Raw genomic sequence first — 16,246 nt, 5'->3', positions numbered from 1 at the left:
GAGCGGCCGTTCCGGCGTCCGTCGAGACGAAAAGCGGCCCGAATCCGGCGGAATTCCGGGCCGCATATGAAGGAAGGATCAACGCGTCGAACGAAGCCGCGCCGGAGGGGCGGACGCTATTTCTCCAGCTCGAACGAGCGAAGGTAGATGTCGGCCAGCGCCTGCACGGCATCTGCTTCGAACGCGGCGCTCGGCTCGTACACGGCGGCCACGGGAAAGCCTGCGGCGTGGGCGGTTTCGATCGCGTGCAGCGAGTCTTCCACCACCAGGGTTGCCTCGCGCGGCGTGCCCAGGTGGGCGAGCGAGGTTTCGAACACGGCGGGCTCGGTCTTGCTCGCGCCCGCTTCGCTGCAGGTGAACACGGCTGAGAAGCGGTCGAGCACGCCCAGGCGCGCCAGGGCGGCTTCCGCGCAGTGGCGCTCGGTGGCGGTGGCCACGCACATGCGCACGCCGCATGCGGCGAAGGCGTCCAGCATGGTTTCGGCGCCGGGCTTCAGCGCAATGGTGTCGCGGTAGGCATGCTCGATGCCGTCCAGGATGCCTCGGCAGATTTCCTCGACGGATTCCTCCAGTCCGTATTCTTCGCGCAGAAACACGGCCGATTGCTCAAGCGTCATGCGTTTGAAATGGCGCTTGATGTCGGGCGCGGGCGTTTTTCCGCGTGCGATCAGGTAGTTTTCTCCCAGGTTCTCCCACCAGGGCATGCTGTCGAGCAGCGTGCCGTCAAGGTCGAAGATGGCGCCGACGATGCGCTCGGGCGCGCTCGGCTTCAGCGCGGCGTCGGCGAAGCGGGCAAGGGGGAAGCCCGCGGCTTCGGGTGCGGCGATATCGTTCATGGCGTCCTTTCGCCGAATAGCGTTCGGTATGCGGCCGCCGCGCGGCGTTCGGCCGGCGGCAGGGCGGGCGGCGATGTTCGGCATGGGTGCCGTTCGCCGATATCGCGGAATGATAGCACGAGCTTTTGACGTGCGGTTTTCTTTCTGGAATCTGAACATACGCGCGTTTTCGCGCCGTTCGCGCGGGTCGGCCGGCCGTTTGCGCGCGCCATTTCGCCGCCCGTTCGCAGGGCGCGCCGCTGCGAAGCGTTGCGGTATGGCAACGCCCTCGGCACGGCGCCTTCGCCGGCGTTATCATGGGCTCATATCCAACTCGATCGAAGGGGGGTCGAAATGAAAGCGCTGCTTATCAACGGAAGCCCGCATCGTCGCGGCTGCACGTATACGGCTCTCGGCGCGGTGGAAACCGGGCTGCAGGAGCAAGGCATCGATGCCGATATCATGTGGATCGGCACGGGCGCCATTTCGGGGTGCCTCGGGTGCGGCAAGTGCCTGAAATCGGGACGCTGCTTCATCGACGACGCGGTGAACCAGTTCCTCGAAGACGTTCCCAAGTACGACGCTTTCGTGTTCGGTTCGCCCGTGCATTTCGCTGGCGCGTCGGGCGCGCTGACGTCGTTCATGGACCGCGCGTTCTACGGCCGCGGCGGCCTTTTCGCGGGAAAGCCCGCCGCTGCGATCGCAAGCTGCCGCCGCGGCGGCGCATCGGCGGCGTTCGACCAGCTCAACAAGTATTTCACCATGTCGAACATGCTGGTGGTGGGGTCGCAGTATTGGAACCAGGTGCACGGCAGCACGCCCGAAGAGGTCATGAAGGACGAGGAAGGCATGCAGACCATGCGCACGCTGGGCCGCAATATGGCGTGGATCATGAAGTGCATCGAGGCGGGCAAGGCCGCGGGCATCGAGCGTCCGGCCCAAGAGCCCGTGATTCGCACGAACTTCATTCGTTAGTTGGTGTGGCCTGAAAACGAAGCGGCGCCCCCTTCGCGGAGGCGCCGCTTTTTTCTTAGTTACCCGATCGCTTGTGCGGCGATCACGATGAAGCAGGTCAGAAGTCCTGATACGGCGATAGCGACGCCGCTCATCGCGCCTTCCAGTTCGCCCATTTCAAGCGCCTTCGCCGTGCCGATGGCGTGGCTGCAGGTGCCGATTGCCACGCCCTGAGCCACCTTGTTCTTGATGCGGAACAGGTTGGCCAGCATGGGCGAGAAAATGGCGCCCATGACGCCCGTGGTCATGACGGCTGCCATGGTGATCGATGCGGTGCCGCCCAGTTCGCCCGTGATGGACAGCGCGATCGGCGCGGTGGTCGATTTCGGCAGCGTGGAAAGCGCCACCTGCTCGCCCAGGCCGAGCGCCTTGCACAGCATGTAGGCGCTCACCATGGACACGACCGAGCCCACCAGGCATCCCGCAAGAATGGGCAGGAAGTTGCTTCGCAGAACCTTGCGCTGCTGGTAGATGGAGAAAGCGAGCACCGCGGTGGCAGGTCCCAGCATGGCCGCGATCAGGCGCGAGCCGGATTCGTAGGATTCAAGCGGAATGTTGAACGCCACCAGGATCGCCATGATGACGGCGACCGATACCAGCAGCGGGTTGAGCAGGGGAGACTTCGTTTTCTTGTTGAGCCATACCGCGCCCGCGAACACGCCCACGGTAAGCGCGAGACTGGCGACGGTTTCAATGACAGCGGTGATATCCATGCGCTATTCTCCCTCAGCGGTTGCGGCGACCCTGTCGGCATTCAGGTCGTTGCGATGCTCGCGTTCGGCTTCGTTCCGGCCGTCTGCCTGCTTGCGTTCCGCCTGGCTCCAGTCATCTGCTCGCCCACGATCGGCTTCGTTTCGCCCGCTTTCCTGCGTGCGCTCTGCATCGTTCTCGTTCAAAGACGGATCGTAGGCCGCAAGGATCGGGTCGCCCGCGATCGAGAACACTTTGCGCAGCTTGACGTCTTCGCCTGCTTGTTTCGCCAGGAAGTATTTCTGCAGGCGCGTCACGGCGATCACGGTGACCGAGGTGGCCAGAAACACCATGAACGTGGTGAGCAGGCATACCAGGACGAACTGGGGAATGCGCCCCTGGATCAGCGGCAGGCTGGTGATGATGGTCACGCCCGCGGGAATGAAGAACACGGGCATGTATCTCAGCAGGAAATTGGACGCGAGCGCGATTTTGTCCTCGGCCACGATCCCGCTGATCAGCAGCGTCAGAAGGATGACCATGCTGCAGATGTTGCCCGGAATGGAAATGGGAAGCGAGTCTGACACGGCGCTTCCCACGTAGCAGACGCCCGCCAGAAACGCGAACTGAAGGCAGAGCAGGCCGAGCTTCTTGCTGCCGAGTTTCGCCTTGTCGCGCTTTCGCTGTCGCGCGGGCGGCGCGTCGACGCTGCCGAGAGGACGGGGCGCGCAGGTCTGCGCGTCGATTCCGACGGCGGGGCCGTCGGAAAGCGGGGAATCGGTTCGGGTGGGTTCGGTGGCTGCGTTTTGCATAACGTGGTGCGCGCGGCGCGTGTCATCTCGATTCGTCTCGGGTGCAGAGATGCACATGCTACACCCGCGCCCGCCGCTCGCCTGAAATCTTAAAAAGTCTTCACAGCACGCATGTTTCGGCGCGCCGGACCGCGCCGCCGCGGCCCGGTTTCCGCCACTGCATGGCCGTGGCATGGAGCCGCGCTATGTGCTCCATGCCACGCGTTATACCTGTTAGAAGGCCCAGTTGCCGTTGCGGAAGATCGCCACGCGTTCGCCATTCGCCTTGATGCCGTCGATATTCAGGTCGTCGGTGCCGATCATGAAATCGACGTGCGTGGCGCTTTTGTTGACGCCCGCCTCGAACAGCTCGTCCTCGGTCATGTCGTAGCCGCCTTCGTAGCAGTCGGCGAAGCCGCGGCCCAGCGCCAGGTGGCAGCTCGCGTTTTCGTCGAACAGGGTGCTGTAGAACAGCACGCCCGCGTTGCGGATCGGGCTATCGAAGGGCACGAGCGCTACTTCGCCCAGGCGGCAGGAGTTCTCGTCGGTTTCGACGATCGAGCGCAGCACGTCTTCGCCGCGTTCGGCATGCAGGTCCACCACGCGGCCGCCTTCGAACGTCAGGCTGAAATTCTCGATCAGGCTGCCGTTGTGCGCCAGCGGCATGGCCGACACCACGGTGCCTTCGGCGCGCAGGCGGTCGGGCGTCGAGAATATTTCCTCGGTGGGCATGTTGGGGAAGAACGTCACGCCGTCTACCGTGGTGTCGCCGCCGCCGTTGAACAGGTGTTTGTCGGTCAGGCCCACGGTCAGGTCGGTTCCGTGCGCGTTGGTGTAGTGCAGCGCGTCGAAGCGCTGGGCGTTCAGCCAGGCGCAGCGGTCGGCGAAGCTTTCGCGGTGCGCGTCCCAGGCCTTCACGGCCGCGGCGGCATCGGCGCCTTCGAGGCGGACCGTTTTGAAGATCGCATCCCACAGGCGCTCGACAGCCTCGTGTTCGGGCAGGTCGGGGAACACTTTGCGTGCCCATGCGGGCGACGCGCCGCCTGCGATGCACCAGACGCAGCGGCCGAAATCGAGCGCGTCGTAGAACTCTTTGCAGGCCTTGTGGCTTGCCTGGGCGCGCGCGATGAGCTTGCGCGGGTCGATGCCCGACATGGCTTCGGGGTCGTCGGAATCGATGGTCAGCACGGCGGCTCCGTTGCGCGCCATGCTGTTGTTCAGCTCGGCGAGCCAGGACGGCACGTTTTCGAAAACGTCCATGGCGCAGTTGTCGTAGTGCATGCGCTCGATCGCTTCGTCGGAAAAGCGCACGGTCACGTGGTGGGCGCCCAGGTCATAGGCCTCCTGCGTGATCAGGCGCACCAGCGGCGCGCTGGCGATGTCGGCGCGCACGAACAGGTCTTGCCCGGGTTTGAGGGCGCAGCCTGCTTCAACGTTGAGACGCGCATAGGCGCGCATGCGATCGGCAAGGGCGGGGGTGCAGGTTTCAGTGTGTTCAGCGGTCATAGCCGGTCCTTTCGAAAAGAAATACGGGGGCCGCGCACGGCTTCGGCGCCGCCGCAGGCCTCCGGCTTCGTCGGTGCGCACGCGCAGGGCTTCGGGCCCGTCGCGAGCTTCTGGTTTTGCCAGAGTGTACGCGTTTGAGCGCGGCGGCGCTCTTCTGGCGGCGGATTCGGACGTGTTTTCTCGATTTTTCGCGCGACTTGTCAAAAATTGTCGTTTTTCAATCATGACGCGGCGGGAAAGGGGCGCGTTCGACCTCGCTTTGCGGGCGCACCTTTGCTGATGAAAATCCTGACCTGGGATTTTGCTGCGCTGCGAAAGTTGCAGGCGTTCTCCAGTGATTGAAAAACGAAAAAACTTGCAGATCGTGCCCGCTTCGAGGCCGCGCGCAGCTCGTTTCGGAGGTCGCACGCAGTCAGGAGCCGAAAAAATGTAAGAAATTTGCAGTTGGCGGTCTTTTGGCCGGTGTTTTCGCTGCCAAGAGGGCCGTTTTATCCGAAAACAGCCTCCGAATATCGGGTTTCGGCGCTCGTGGGGAAGAATCGGGGCCCCGAAAAGACCGCCAACTGCAAAAAACGTGCATCTTTTCGCGCAATTCCAGCGCGGGGGCTCTTTTGCGCATCGTTCTCGTCGTGCGGTCTCGCGAAAATCTCGCCGCGCGCCGCTCCTCGCGCGCTCCTGGCATCGTGTGAGGGGCGGCGCGCTTGAAATCACGGCCCGCTCCGCCTGTTTCGGAGGTGCGGCTCCCGCGTCAACGATCTGCGCGCCCACCGCGGCGGCGTGGCGTCCGCCTTGGCGCCGAGCGCAACCCGCTTCGAGGTCGCGCCCAGATCGTTTCGGGGAATCGCGCGCCGCCCATGGCCTGTCACCCGCCGCCGCCCGCGGCGGCCGCCCCTTCGCGAGTACAATGGCGGACGGAACTACTTTCGCAAGACGCGCATCTGCGCGGTAAGGAGGCGGCATGTTCAGAACGACCGAAACGCCCCAGGGCGGCCGCGTGGTGCTCGCGGGCAAAAGCGTGGTGAATCTTGCGTCGAATAACTATCTGGGCCTGGCCGACGCGCCCGAGGTGGTGGCCGCGGCCAAACGCGCGCTTGACGAATACGGCGTGGGCCCGTGCGCGAGCCGCAACATCGTGGGCGATTTTCCCGCGCATGCCGAGCTCGAGCGCGAGTTGGCGGCGTTCAAGGGGGTCGAGGCCGCGTTGGTGTTCTCGTCGGGTTATGCGGCCAACGTAGGCGTGATCCCCGTGCTGGCGGGCAAGGGCGACGAGATTTTCTCCGACGAACTCAACCACGGCAGCCTGATCGACGGATGTCGCCTGTCGCGCGCGCACACCACGGTGTACAAGCACTGCGACGCGCGCGACCTCGAAGAAAAGCTCGCGGCCTGCGAAGCCGAAACCAAGCTGGTCATGACCGATGCCGTGTTCAGCATGGACGGCGATGTGGCGCCGCTCGACGAAATAGCCGCGGTGTGCGAACGCCACGGGGCCATGTTTCTGGTGGACGACGCCCACGGCGACGGCGTGATGGGCCCCATGGGCCGCGGCACGGTGGCGCACTTCGGCTTGGAAGGCCGCGTGCAGGTGGAAACCGGCTCGCTCGGCAAGGCGTTCGGCGTCATGGGCGGTTTCGTGGCCGGCAGCCGGGAGCTGATCGACCGCGTGCGCGTGGGCGCCCGCTCGTTCATCCTGACGGCATCGCCGCTCGCGCCTTCGCTGGCCGCAGCCGCGGCCGAATCGCTGCGTCTCATCGCGGCGGACGATTCGCGCGTGCGCCGCTTGTGGAACAACCGTGCGTACTTCGCCGAGCGCATGCAGGAAGCGGGCTTCGATACGGGCATCTCCACCACGCCGGTGGTGCCCGTCATGATCGGCGACGAAGCGTTGGCCGTGCGCATGAGCGATGCGCTCTACGAGCAGGGCGTGTTCGCGCAGGCGATCCAGTATCCGCTGGTGGCGCGTGGAAAAGCGCGTATCCGCTGCATTCTTTCCGCGGACCACACGCAGAAGGATTTGGACCTCGCCGTCGAGGCGTTCGTGAATGTCGGCCGCGATCTGGAGGTGCTGCGATGAAGATGCCCGAGCTGAAAACCGTGGAACAGGTCAGCGACGGCTGGCTGAAGAAATACGTGCTCACCTACGATCTGCCCGACGGTCGCGAGCTGCCCTACGAGGTGGTTTCCCGCAAAGCGCTGCAGCGCTACGAGGACGAAGTGCGTGATTCCGGCACGGCGGAGCCGTCGTCGGATGCCGTGTGCGTCGTGGGGCATACGGCCGATGACGCGTTCCTGCTCATTCGCGAATTCCGTTACCCCATGAACCGGATGTGCGTGGCATTTCCTGCGGGTCTGCGTGAGGCCGACGAAGACGTGGTGGAATGCGCCGCCCGCGAGCTGCGCGAAGAGACCGGCTACGATCTGGTGCGCGATGAAAACGGTCGCCCTGTGAATGCGCGCGCATCGCTGCAGCCGGGCTATTCGTCGCTCGGCATGGGCGACGAAAGCATCGCCATGGTATTCGCCGAAGTGGAGCGCGTGGGCGAGCCCCGTGCGGAATCGACCGAGTTCATCGAGGCGTTCGAACTCAAGCGCGAAGACATTCCGCGCTTTCTTGCCGAGAATCGCGACCCGCTTTCCATCCGCTGCCAGCTGGTGCTCGAAATGGTGGCGAACCCGCCGTTCGCGTAAGGCGCCGCCGATATTACATGCTTTTGACCTGGGATCGACGTGTCTCTTGCCTGGTGTTGGCCTGCGCTTCGTATGCTGAAGTCGAAGACGTGAGAGGTTGCTCGCAAGGCGAAGGAGGCGTTTTCATGAGTACGGGTCTGTTCAGCGGCGCGTTCGCGACCGCGATGTTGTCGGCGGCTTGTTTCTCGGTAGGGTTCATGGCGCTTGTCTATTGGCTCGCTCGCAAGCATCGCCTTTAGGGCGGCGCATCGAAGCGAAGGCGGCGTGCGGTTCGATTCGTGGCTGCGGCCTGGTTTTTTCGTCGCGTGCGGCGCATCCGGCCGTTTTCGTAGACGCATCCGTCCGCCTTCGCTACCATAGGGCGCATGACTACGACTACCCCTGCATTCATGGATGCCCCGGCATCCGTCATCAAGGTCGCCAATCTTGAAAGCGGCGCCGAAATTTCCGTTCCCGTGCACGATAAGGGATCGGACCAGTTCGCCGCGCGCTTCAAGAAGGTGGCGAAAGAGCGCCGCAAGTGGGCGCGCAAGAACGACGTTTCGTGCTATCGCATCTACGATGCCGACCTGCCCGATTTCTCGGTGGCGATCGACCGCTACGACGGAGTATGGAAAAGCGAAGGCGAAAGCTGCCTGATCGTGGCCGAATACCAGGCGCCGAAAAGCATCGATCCCGAAAAGGCCGAAGCGCGTTTCCGCGATGCGGTGGCCATCGCATCGGCCGTGACGGGCATTCCTTCGGGGCGCGTGTTCGCCAAGACGCGTCGCCGCGAAAAGGGCGGCGGCCAATACGTCGACCAGCAGAAAGACGGCTACCTCATGTATACGCAGGAGGCCGGCAACGTGCTTGAGGTGGACATGGGCAGCTACCTGGACACGGGCATCTTCCTGGACCATCGCGTGACTCGCGAAATGGTGGGCGGCATGGCCGAAGGCAAGCGCTTTTTGAACCTGTTCTCGTACACGGGCACCTGCACGGTGCACGCAGCGGTGTGCGGCGCGGCCAGCACGCTGACGGTGGACCTTTCCCAGACGTATCTGGATTGGGCCAGGCGCAACATGGCGCTGAACGGCTGCGAAGGCCCCGAGCATCGCTACGAGCGCGCCGACGTGCTGCAGTGGATGGTGAACGCGGTGAAGCAGGGGCGCCAGTTCGACCTGGTCTTTGTGGACCCGCCCACGTTTTCCAACTCGAAGGCTATGGGCAAGAACACCTGGAGCGTGCAGCGCGACCACGTGAAGCTGCTGTCGCACGTGGTGCGGCTGTTGGCGCCGGGCGGCGTGGCGGTGTTCAGCTGCAATCTGCGCAACTTCAAGCCCGATTTCGAAGAGCTCGAGGCGCAGGGCGTGAAGCTGACCGACATCACGGCGAAAACCATCCCGCACGATTTCGAACGCAACCCGAAGATCCACTGCTGCTATCTGGCGGAACGCGCGTAGGCGTTTGCGCCGGGTAACGGTTGTCGCGCAAGCGGCGAGGCGGCGCGACGGCACTGCTGCTTGAGTCGGTCTTAGCGGTTGACCAGGTTGACCGGTGCTATTCGCGGTGCGGTGCAGCTATGATTGCGCCGCACGGAGCGGGCTTTCCTGATTGCTTGAGGAGCCTGCTGCGGCGCGGCCTCGGTTCGCTTCTGCTTAGGCTAGAGAAGGCCCGCTTTCGGATGCGAGAATGCGGAAGTCCGTTTGCCGATTTCGGCATCCGTTGGTAAGTTGTGGAGAACGCGTGATGGCCCGCGCAAAATACAATCCAAATCTTGCACTCCTCATCAAGGGCGCGTAATATAACTTCTTGCCCTAAGGGGCTTATACATATTGCGGGGTGGAGCAGTCTGGTAGCTCGCCGGGCTCATAACCCGGAGGCCGTCGGTTCAAATCCGGCCCCCGCGACCAAATTCTCAGGCATCCATTGGGTGCCTTTTTTGTTTTCCGCATTCACTAGGTCCGATTGAACGGGGCTTAAGCGGTGTCTTCCTTTTCCGGTCGGGCCGAAAGCGAATGCTGTCGATCCTTTCCGCCGGCGTTTCGGCGGCAGGGTGTCGATTCGGCATTTGCAAGTGACGTGCGCGTGGCGAATATAGCTCATCGAGCTCAAACGCTCGCTGCTTTCCGATGGATTCTGCAAAAGCGCCACTCCCATTCACCGTTTCCCTGAGGGCCGACGGCAGTTTACGCGCCGTATGCGGTTGGTTTGTCTAATGCGCTGTCGTACCTGGTCATCAACGGATTTTTTTCAGCAGGCAAAACTATATTTTACAAACGATTCGAGCACCGGTGGGGTATTATCGCGCTATGTTCAGCGCGATGGCGTGGCGCCTTCGCTAGAGAGAACGGAGTGGATGCATGTCCAATGTCAGGGGTATTAAAGTCGTCGCTACCGCGGGCTTGTGTGCGGCATTGACGTTGACCGGTACGGGGGTCGCTTTCGCCGATCAAGATGCGGCAGGGCTGCCTGCTGCGTCCGAGGCGGGCCAGAACGTTTCTTCGAGCGATGCCGCCGGGCAGGTTAATGTTGTCTTGCCGGAAGGGGTAACCGCGGAATCGTTCACAGACGGCAATACTTGCGTGTTCAAGAATAAAGACGGGAATTTTGCATACAGCAAGACTCTTTCCGAGGCCTTGATCGAATACTACAAGGATGGCACCGAAGGCGAGGCTGTGCTGTACTGCAAGCCCGGTGCCGATCTTGGTTCCATGACTCATGCTCATGTTGCCGATAGCATCACCATTTGGGGCAATGGCGCCACGGTGACCGGGGGCGGCGAGCACGATATCGAAGTCGATACCGATCGGTATAGCCGCGAGACGGGGAAAAAGATTGCAGACAATAGTAGCGAACTCGCGTCGGATATAACCATCGAGGTTAACGACCTGAACGGAATCGCCCTTTGGGGACAACGCCATTCCGCATATAAAATCACTGCTAAGTTCAACAACTGCAAAGACATGCAGCGTGTCTATATTTCGGGCACGTCCGGCGAAAACGTCATCGAACTTAACAACTGTTCTTATGATGGCGAAAAGTGGGGATATCAAGACACCGCCATCTACACGAATGCTGTTGGTTCGGTGACGGTCAGGAATACCGAGTTCAAGAACATGGCTCTCGCTCTCAATCTGAACAATAAGAGTGCGGGCCATCAGGCCATTACGGTGGAAGACTGCGTGTTCACGAACTGCGGCACCGAGGAATTGGTAAAAAAGTTGGCAGAAGCTCCGGTCAATCCGAATAAGGAAGTCGGAACATATGCGGCCCCGATTCGCGTTCTCGATACGGTCGATGGAAGCACGTCTGATCTTACGGTGAAGAATGCGACCTTCGATTACACGGACGGAAATTCGCCGACCGTCAATGGCGACATCCTGCTTGGCGAAGGTCGTAAGGGAAAGAACGCGTCCATGCCGAAGTTGACCATTTCGGGCACCGAGGCTTCCGTGTCTCTGCAATCTCCCGGCTTCCACGGCGTGTCCGGAATCGATTGGAGCAAGGGCCAGACCGTGCCCGTCGCAAAGGAGGACACGGAGGTAAGCACCGGCCACGTGGCGACGGTCGAGTCCAACGGCGCCGAGACTCCGTATTTCACTTTTGCCGAGGCGATCAAGAACGCTAAGGCGGGCGATACGGTGAAGCTGCTGAACGACGTGACCGTAGGCTCCTGGAACCAGATTTGGAATGTCTCGGGCATTACCGTCAATGGCGGCGGTCACACCTTGAAGGTGGATGCAATCGAGAGCCTCGACAACCATAACGCCCTCGTTCAGTCCGATGGCGGAAATACGTTCAGCGACCTGGTCATCGACCTGAGTGCGATTCCGAACGCATCGCCGTTCCCGTACCGCGCATTTTCTGCAGCGCCGGGAGATTCTTTCTCGAAGGTGACGATTAAGGGCAACAAGAACCTCTCGTTCGGCATTACGGTCGACGGCACCGATGCTGCGGATGAGGCCGTTTCTATCGATGGCTGCGTTTTCGACGGCATGGGATCGGCTGTTTACGATTCCGAGGAAGGAAAAGTCGACTCGCTTTCCATTAAGAACTGCGCCATCAAGAATTGCGATTACTCGGTGATTATGAAGTCTCCGAACGGCGTTTTCTCTGGCAATACCGTGGTCGGGGCCAAGGGCGCTGAAGGCAAGCTGAACGTTTGCGGCACTTCCGTGGCGGTATCCGGCAATACGTTCGACGGCGTGTACAGGCTTAAGTTCTACGCAGCTCCTGCGGCGTTCGAAAAGAATAAGATTTCCGCTGACTCCTATCTCGCAAAGAGCGACGACCTGGGAGACGCCAAGGTCGATGTTTCCAAGAACTTCTGGGGCGGCGAAGCGCCGAGCGCCACGCAGATTCCCGACGGCATGAAGGCGAATGTCGAAGGTGCCGATGTCTATTACGTTCGCGACACCATGCTCGATAGCGACTTGAACACGTATGTTCCGCCCACGGGCGGCGGCACCGTCACCCCCGGCGACAAGACCGAGGTCGAGCACAATGCCGACGGCTCCACCACCACGACCGTGACCAAGCCCGACGGCTCGCAGACGGTCACGCACGAGACGGCGAGCGGCACCGAGTCCGTCGTGTCGAAGGACGAAAGCGGCAACGTCGTCTCCGCCGAGGTTTCCGTTTCCGACAAGGACGCCGAGTCCGGCGCGGTCGAGCTTCCGATCGCCGGCGTGGAATCCGTCGCCGACGCCGCCGATGCGCTCGAGGTCGAGGTCAAGGTGCCCGCGAGCGTGACCCCCGACAAGCCCGTCAAGGTGACCGTCCCCGTGGCGAAGGCCGAGGGCGACGGGCCCAACTACGGACTCGTGGTATTCGCGGTCGACGCGGACGGCAACGAGACGGTGCTGCCCAAGTCCGCCGTGGACGCGAGCGGCAACGTCGTGTTCGAGGCGGAGGGCGACGTCACGGTCAAGGTGGTCGACAACGCCAAGGCCATGCCCGACGTGAAGGATTCCGACTGGTTCGCGGGCGACGTGGTCGACTTCGCCACGGCGCGCGGAATCATCAACGGCGTCCCCCAGGCCGACGGCACGTTCGAATTCCAGGGCGATGCGGGCACCAGCCGCGCCATGTTCGTGATGATGCTCCACAACCTGGAGCTGAACCCCGCTCCCGTTTCGGGCGAGTCCCTCGACGACGTCGCGTCCTCCGATTGGTTCGCCGACGCCGCGGCATGGGCCGTGGAGGCGGGCGTCCTCGAAGGCATCGAGACCGATTCCGGCCACGTGTTCCGCGGCGAAAGCCCCGTGACCCGCGAGCAGGTCGCCGTGTTCCTGATGCGCTACGCGGACTATCTGGGCATGGACGTGTCCGCCCGCGCCGAGATTTCGTCTCCCGACGCCGCCGAGGTGTCCGATTGGGCCCGCGAGGCGATGAGCTGGGCCGTGGCCGAGGAGATCTTCAAGGGCGACGGCGTGACCGGCGAGCTGAACCCGACCGACGGCGCCACCCGCGCCGAGCTCGCCACGGTGCTCATGCGCTTCATCGTGGGTATGTACGCATAGGTGCTGCCAGACAGGGCAGTGGTTTCATGAGCGAAGGCGGGCTCGTTCCGCCTTCGCGCTCAAAAGCTTGATACCCGCCTGATGCCTTTTGCACGAACAAGAAATCGCCAGTCGCAAAGTAATGCGGCTGGCGATTTCTTGTGTGGGGCGGATGTTCGATGCGGCAGTGATTTGCTGCGCTGCCAGGCGAGGGCTCAGGTCGCATTCGGCAAAGACGGCGGCCTGTCGGCGAGGTTTTTAGCGTCGGAACATGGGGGAGGGCCGCCTTGCGCCCGGCGAAAAACGCCGCCGTTTAATCGTTCACAGTGGCTGCGCCTATTCTCGCATCGGACTGCGGTCCTACCACGTGCTCCAGAAATCCTGGATCAGATCCTGCCTGTTGGCGTGGCCGGTTTTGCGCAGGATGTTGTGCACGTGCACCTTCGCGGTGCTCGGCGCCACGCCCATGGTGGACGCGATGTTCTGGTTGTCCAATCCGGTCAAAACCAGGCGCAGCACTTCCTGCTCGCGCTTGGACAGCTTGTGCTTCTTGCCGTAGATCTCCAGGTTGCCGTCGATCATCGATTCCACGCGTTTGTCGTTGTTGCGTACGGGCGGGTGCTCGTAGCGCAGCGAAAGCGCGCGGTATGCGCTGGTGCACGCCACGGCGGCGCAAACCAGCATAAGCGCTTCTTCCATATAGTTGCGCTCGGCCGAGAACAGCAGGAACGCCTCGCTTTGCGGCGCCAGCAAGAAGCCGTAGACGTCCTCGAGGATGAACCCGATGCCGAACGCCCAAAGCACCGCGTAGAAAAGACGGTAGCGCTTCATGCGGGTGCGCTCGGTTTCGTCGCGCGTGGAAAGATAGCGCGCGCCCAGGAAGGCGAGCGTCCACACGAACAGTGCCGCGCGCATGGCGTAGAACGCGAAGCGGGCCATGGGCTCGCCTTGCTCGAGAAGCAAGGTTGCCAGGCTGCCCGCCACGAACAGCACGCCCGGCGCGAACAGCAGCGCCTTGCGTTTCTCCCCGACGAAATCGCACGCCAAAAGCCAGACCGACACGAAGATGCCGCATCCGGACACGATGGACGCGAACGAGCGCAGCACAAGATAGACGCGTTCGCCCGCAGGATCCAGGTTCATGGCGAGCGATACGAAGCTGTCTTGGAACACCAGCGTGACGTCGAAGAAATAGAACAGAAACGCCCAGAAGGCGTAGAGAAACGTCCGGCGCCTCGATACCAAATAGACCGAAAGGCACGCCGCGGCCGCCAGCACGGATACAAGCTGGACGACGAGAACAGAATAGAATTGCGCGAGCCCCATGGGCACCTTCGCTATCCATGCGGACGATTGGTTTTTCCGTATAGTACCTTATGCGCCCAGGATTGCTTTGCGAAACGCCGCTTATAGCATATACGCACATGTTCCCTCCGGCGCGCCCGCGCTTTTCGGTGTTCGGCGCTGCGCCTTTCATCAGGGGTTTAATGCCGGTTTAGGCGGTTTAGGCGCGTATCTACACCGCATTTCTACCCGGCTCTATACGCGCTTTATACCTTTTCAGCAGGCAACGGCACGGAGACAATCTTTTTCGCAAAGTCATTCGCCGCCTCAGACGAGGTATGGCGGTGCGTGCGGGCTTCGGCCCGCGAGAGAGGACGCGCCGCCATGGCTCGCACGACTTGCCTTGCGAAATGAACTCGAACCGCGCTTCGCTCAGGCAGGTCTTCGCGATTCCGGCCGCCCCGCTCATCGGGCGCGGCCGGTTTTTTCGTCGGAGCGGCCTCCATCGACGAAGGAGGAAAATCCGTATGGAGGATAAGAAGAAGGGTATCGGGCTGTTCGGCCTGATCGGCATGGTGATTTCGTCGTGCATCGGCTCCGGCGTCTTCGCCATCACCGGCCAGATCGCCCAGGTGGCGTCTCCCGGCGCCGCTCTGATCGCGTGGCTGGTCGTCGGCGTCGGCTTCCTGATGCTGGCCTACTCGCTGAACAATCTGGTGGCCAAGCGCCCCGACCTGCACGGCGTGTTCACCTACGCCGAGGAGGGCTTCGGCCCGCTGGCCGGCTTCCTGTCCGGCTGGGGTTACTGGCTGTCCGCGTGGCTCGGCAACGTTGCCTTCGCCACGATGATGATGTCCACGCTGGGCTACTTCTTCCCCGCGTTCCTGCCGGGCAACACCGTGCCCTGCATCCTGATCGCATCCGTGGTTATGTGGCTGCTCACGCTGCTCGTCATCCGCGGCGTCGAGAGCGCTTCCTTCCTGAACGCTATCGTCATGGTGTGCAAGGTCGCCGCTATCGGCATCTTCATCGTGTTCTCCGTCTTCCTGTTCAACGCCGGCGTCTTCACCGCCGACTTCTGGGGCACGCTGTATAACAACGCCGTTGCCATGGGCGAGATGGGCACCGAGGCCGTGGGCCTTGGCAACATCGGCTCTCAGGTCATGAATTGTATGATCATCATGATGTGGGTCTTCATCGGCATCGAGGGCGCGACGGTCGTGTCTTCCCGCGCCGAGAAGAAGTCCGACGTGGGCAAGGCAACCGTTATCGGCCTGGTCTGCCTGCTGCTGATCTACATCGGCGCTTCCGTTCTGCCGTACGGCTACATGCCCTACACCGAGATCGCTGCGCTCGATTACCCCGCAATGCTCTACGTCTTCGACGACATGGCTCCCGGCTGGGGCGGCGCGTTCATCTCGATCGCGATCATCATCTCCGTTCTGGGCGCGTGGCTTTCGTTTACCATCCTGCCTGCCGAGACCACCTCTGAGATGGCCGAGCACAAGCTGCTCCCCGCTTCTTGGGGCAAGCTCAACGACAAGAACTCCCCGCAGTTCAGCCTTCTGATCGTGGGCGCCTGCACCCAGGTCTTCATGCTCACCCTGCTGCTGACCCAGGACGCTTACAACTTCGCGTTCTCCATGTGCACCGTCGCTATCGTCGTCACGTGGGCTCTCGCCGCGGCCTACCAGGTGAAGTTCTCCGCCGGCCGTCGCGAATGGGGCCAGCTGGCCATCGGCGCTGTGGCCGTCGCCTTCCAGGTCATCGCCGTTCTGTTCAACGGCTGGTCGTTCCTGCTGCTGACCTGCGTCGGCTACATTCCCGGCTTCTTCGTGTACGCCAAGGCCCGCAAGGACCAGGGTCTGGCTCTGACCAAGGGCGAGAAGATCGTCATGGCCGTCATCGTGGCCCTGGGCGTTCTTGCTCTGGTGCTGCTCGCCATGGGCGTCATCACCTTCTAAACTGCTGAGGC

11 protein-coding genes and 1 tRNA gene are annotated in these 16,246 nt (G+C 62.4%); 7 read left to right on the top strand and 5 right to left on the bottom strand.

Going from position 1 to position 16,246, the window contains the following annotated elements; translation table 11 throughout:
* Window positions 1-116: 116 nt before the first annotated feature.
* Complete coding sequence (locus DMP07_RS07555) at window positions 117-836, bottom strand: HAD family hydrolase (RefSeq protein WP_123198542.1); 720 nt, start codon at window positions 834-836, stop codon at window positions 117-119.
* 333 nt (window positions 837-1,169) lie between these two features.
* Between DMP07_RS07555 and DMP07_RS07550 the strand changes: the two genes are divergently transcribed.
* The gene (locus DMP07_RS07550) at window positions 1,170-1,790 is read left to right on the top strand and encodes a flavodoxin family protein (protein WP_123198541.1); all 621 of its coding nucleotides are present in this window, start codon (window positions 1,170-1,172) and stop codon (window positions 1,788-1,790) included.
* Between the two features lie 59 nt (window positions 1,791-1,849).
* On the opposite strand, the gene DMP07_RS07545 is transcribed toward DMP07_RS07550, so the two are convergent.
* The 3 genes from DMP07_RS07545 to DMP07_RS07535 form a co-directional block, all read right to left on the bottom strand.
* Complete coding sequence (locus tag DMP07_RS07545; RefSeq protein ID WP_123198540.1) at window positions 1,850-2,542, bottom strand: LrgB family protein; 693 nt, start codon at window positions 2,540-2,542, stop codon at window positions 1,850-1,852.
* Window positions 2,543-2,545: 3 nt separating this feature from the next.
* Window positions 2,546-3,331 (bottom strand): CidA/LrgA family protein, encoded by a 786-nt coding sequence (locus DMP07_RS07540; RefSeq protein ID WP_211324542.1) that lies wholly within the window; start codon window positions 3,329-3,331, stop codon window positions 2,546-2,548.
* Between the two features lie 213 nt (window positions 3,332-3,544).
* Window positions 3,545-4,816: an aminopeptidase gene (locus DMP07_RS07535; protein WP_123198538.1), complete on the bottom strand. Its 1,272-nt coding sequence runs from the start codon at window positions 4,814-4,816 to the stop codon at window positions 3,545-3,547.
* A gap of 958 nt (window positions 4,817-5,774) precedes the next feature.
* On the opposite strand from DMP07_RS07535, the gene DMP07_RS07530 reads away from it, so the two are divergent.
* The 5 genes from DMP07_RS07530 to DMP07_RS07510 all read left to right on the top strand — a co-directional run bounded on the left by DMP07_RS07530 (window position 5,775) and on the right by DMP07_RS07510 (window position 13,008).
* Window positions 5,775-6,890 (top strand): aminotransferase class I/II-fold pyridoxal phosphate-dependent enzyme, encoded by a 1,116-nt coding sequence (locus tag DMP07_RS07530; protein WP_123198537.1) that lies wholly within the window; start codon window positions 5,775-5,777, stop codon window positions 6,888-6,890.
* Between the two features lie 2 nt (window positions 6,891-6,892).
* Entirely contained in the window at window positions 6,893-7,504 is a 612-nt protein-coding gene (locus DMP07_RS07525; protein ID WP_244594938.1) for an NUDIX hydrolase, read from the top strand.
* 365 nt (window positions 7,505-7,869) lie between these two features.
* On the top strand, window positions 7,870-8,946 hold the full coding sequence (locus tag DMP07_RS07520; protein WP_244594937.1) for a class I SAM-dependent methyltransferase: 1,077 nt from the start codon (window positions 7,870-7,872) through the stop codon (window positions 8,944-8,946).
* Window positions 8,947-9,319: 373 nt separating this feature from the next.
* A tRNA-Met gene (locus tag DMP07_RS07515) sits at window positions 9,320-9,396 on the top strand.
* Between the two features lie 672 nt (window positions 9,397-10,068).
* Window positions 10,069-13,008: an S-layer homology domain-containing protein gene (locus DMP07_RS07510; RefSeq protein ID WP_123198534.1), complete on the top strand. Its 2,940-nt coding sequence runs from the start codon at window positions 10,069-10,071 to the stop codon at window positions 13,006-13,008.
* Between the two features lie 339 nt (window positions 13,009-13,347).
* Here the strand turns inward: DMP07_RS07510 and DMP07_RS07505 are convergent, their stop codons facing one another.
* A complete protein-coding gene (locus tag DMP07_RS07505) occupies window positions 13,348-14,313 on the bottom strand; it encodes a helix-turn-helix transcriptional regulator (protein ID WP_123198533.1) in 966 nt (321 codons plus the stop codon).
* A 485-nt stretch (window positions 14,314-14,798) separates the two neighbouring features.
* Here DMP07_RS07505 and DMP07_RS07500 point away from each other — a divergent pair, with 485 nt between their 5' ends.
* Window positions 14,799-16,235, top strand: a complete 1,437-nt coding sequence (locus DMP07_RS07500) for a basic amino acid/polyamine antiporter (protein ID WP_123198532.1) — start codon at window positions 14,799-14,801, stop codon at window positions 16,233-16,235.
* Window positions 16,236-16,246 lie beyond the last annotated feature (11 nt).

It is taken from the genome of Slackia faecicanis (assembly GCF_003725295.1).
In the GTDB taxonomy this organism is placed as follows: domain Bacteria; phylum Actinomycetota; class Coriobacteriia; order Coriobacteriales; family Eggerthellaceae; genus Slackia; species Slackia faecicanis.
Note: the sequence above shows the minus strand (reverse complement) of the source record. Positions and strands in the feature narration are given on the sequence as shown.

Bases quoted from the DNA above. Each gene is read 5' to 3' on its own strand.
- DMP07_RS07555 (WP_123198542.1), bottom strand. From the start codon at position 836: ATGAACGATATCGCCGCACCCGAAGCCGCGGGCTTCCCCCTTGCCCGC.
- DMP07_RS07550 (WP_123198541.1), top strand. From the start codon at position 1,170: ATGAAAGCGCTGCTTATCAACGGAAGCCCGCATCGTCGCGGCTGCACG.
- DMP07_RS07545 (WP_123198540.1), bottom strand. From the start codon at position 2,542: ATGGATATCACCGCTGTCATTGAAACCGTCGCCAGTCTCGCGCTTACC.
- DMP07_RS07540 (WP_211324542.1), bottom strand. From the start codon at position 3,331: ATGCAAAACGCAGCCACCGAACCCACCCGAACCGATTCCCCGCTTTCC.
- DMP07_RS07535 (WP_123198538.1), bottom strand. From the start codon at position 4,816: ATGACCGCTGAACACACTGAAACCTGCACCCCCGCCCTTGCCGATCGC.
- DMP07_RS07530 (WP_123198537.1), top strand. From the start codon at position 5,775: ATGTTCAGAACGACCGAAACGCCCCAGGGCGGCCGCGTGGTGCTCGCG.
- DMP07_RS07525 (WP_244594938.1), top strand. From the start codon at position 6,893: ATGCCCGAGCTGAAAACCGTGGAACAGGTCAGCGACGGCTGGCTGAAG.
- DMP07_RS07520 (WP_244594937.1), top strand. From the start codon at position 7,870: ATGACTACGACTACCCCTGCATTCATGGATGCCCCGGCATCCGTCATC.
- DMP07_RS07505 (WP_123198533.1), bottom strand. From the start codon at position 14,313: ATGGGGCTCGCGCAATTCTATTCTGTTCTCGTCGTCCAGCTTGTATCC.
- DMP07_RS07500 (WP_123198532.1), top strand. From the start codon at position 14,799: ATGGAGGATAAGAAGAAGGGTATCGGGCTGTTCGGCCTGATCGGCATG.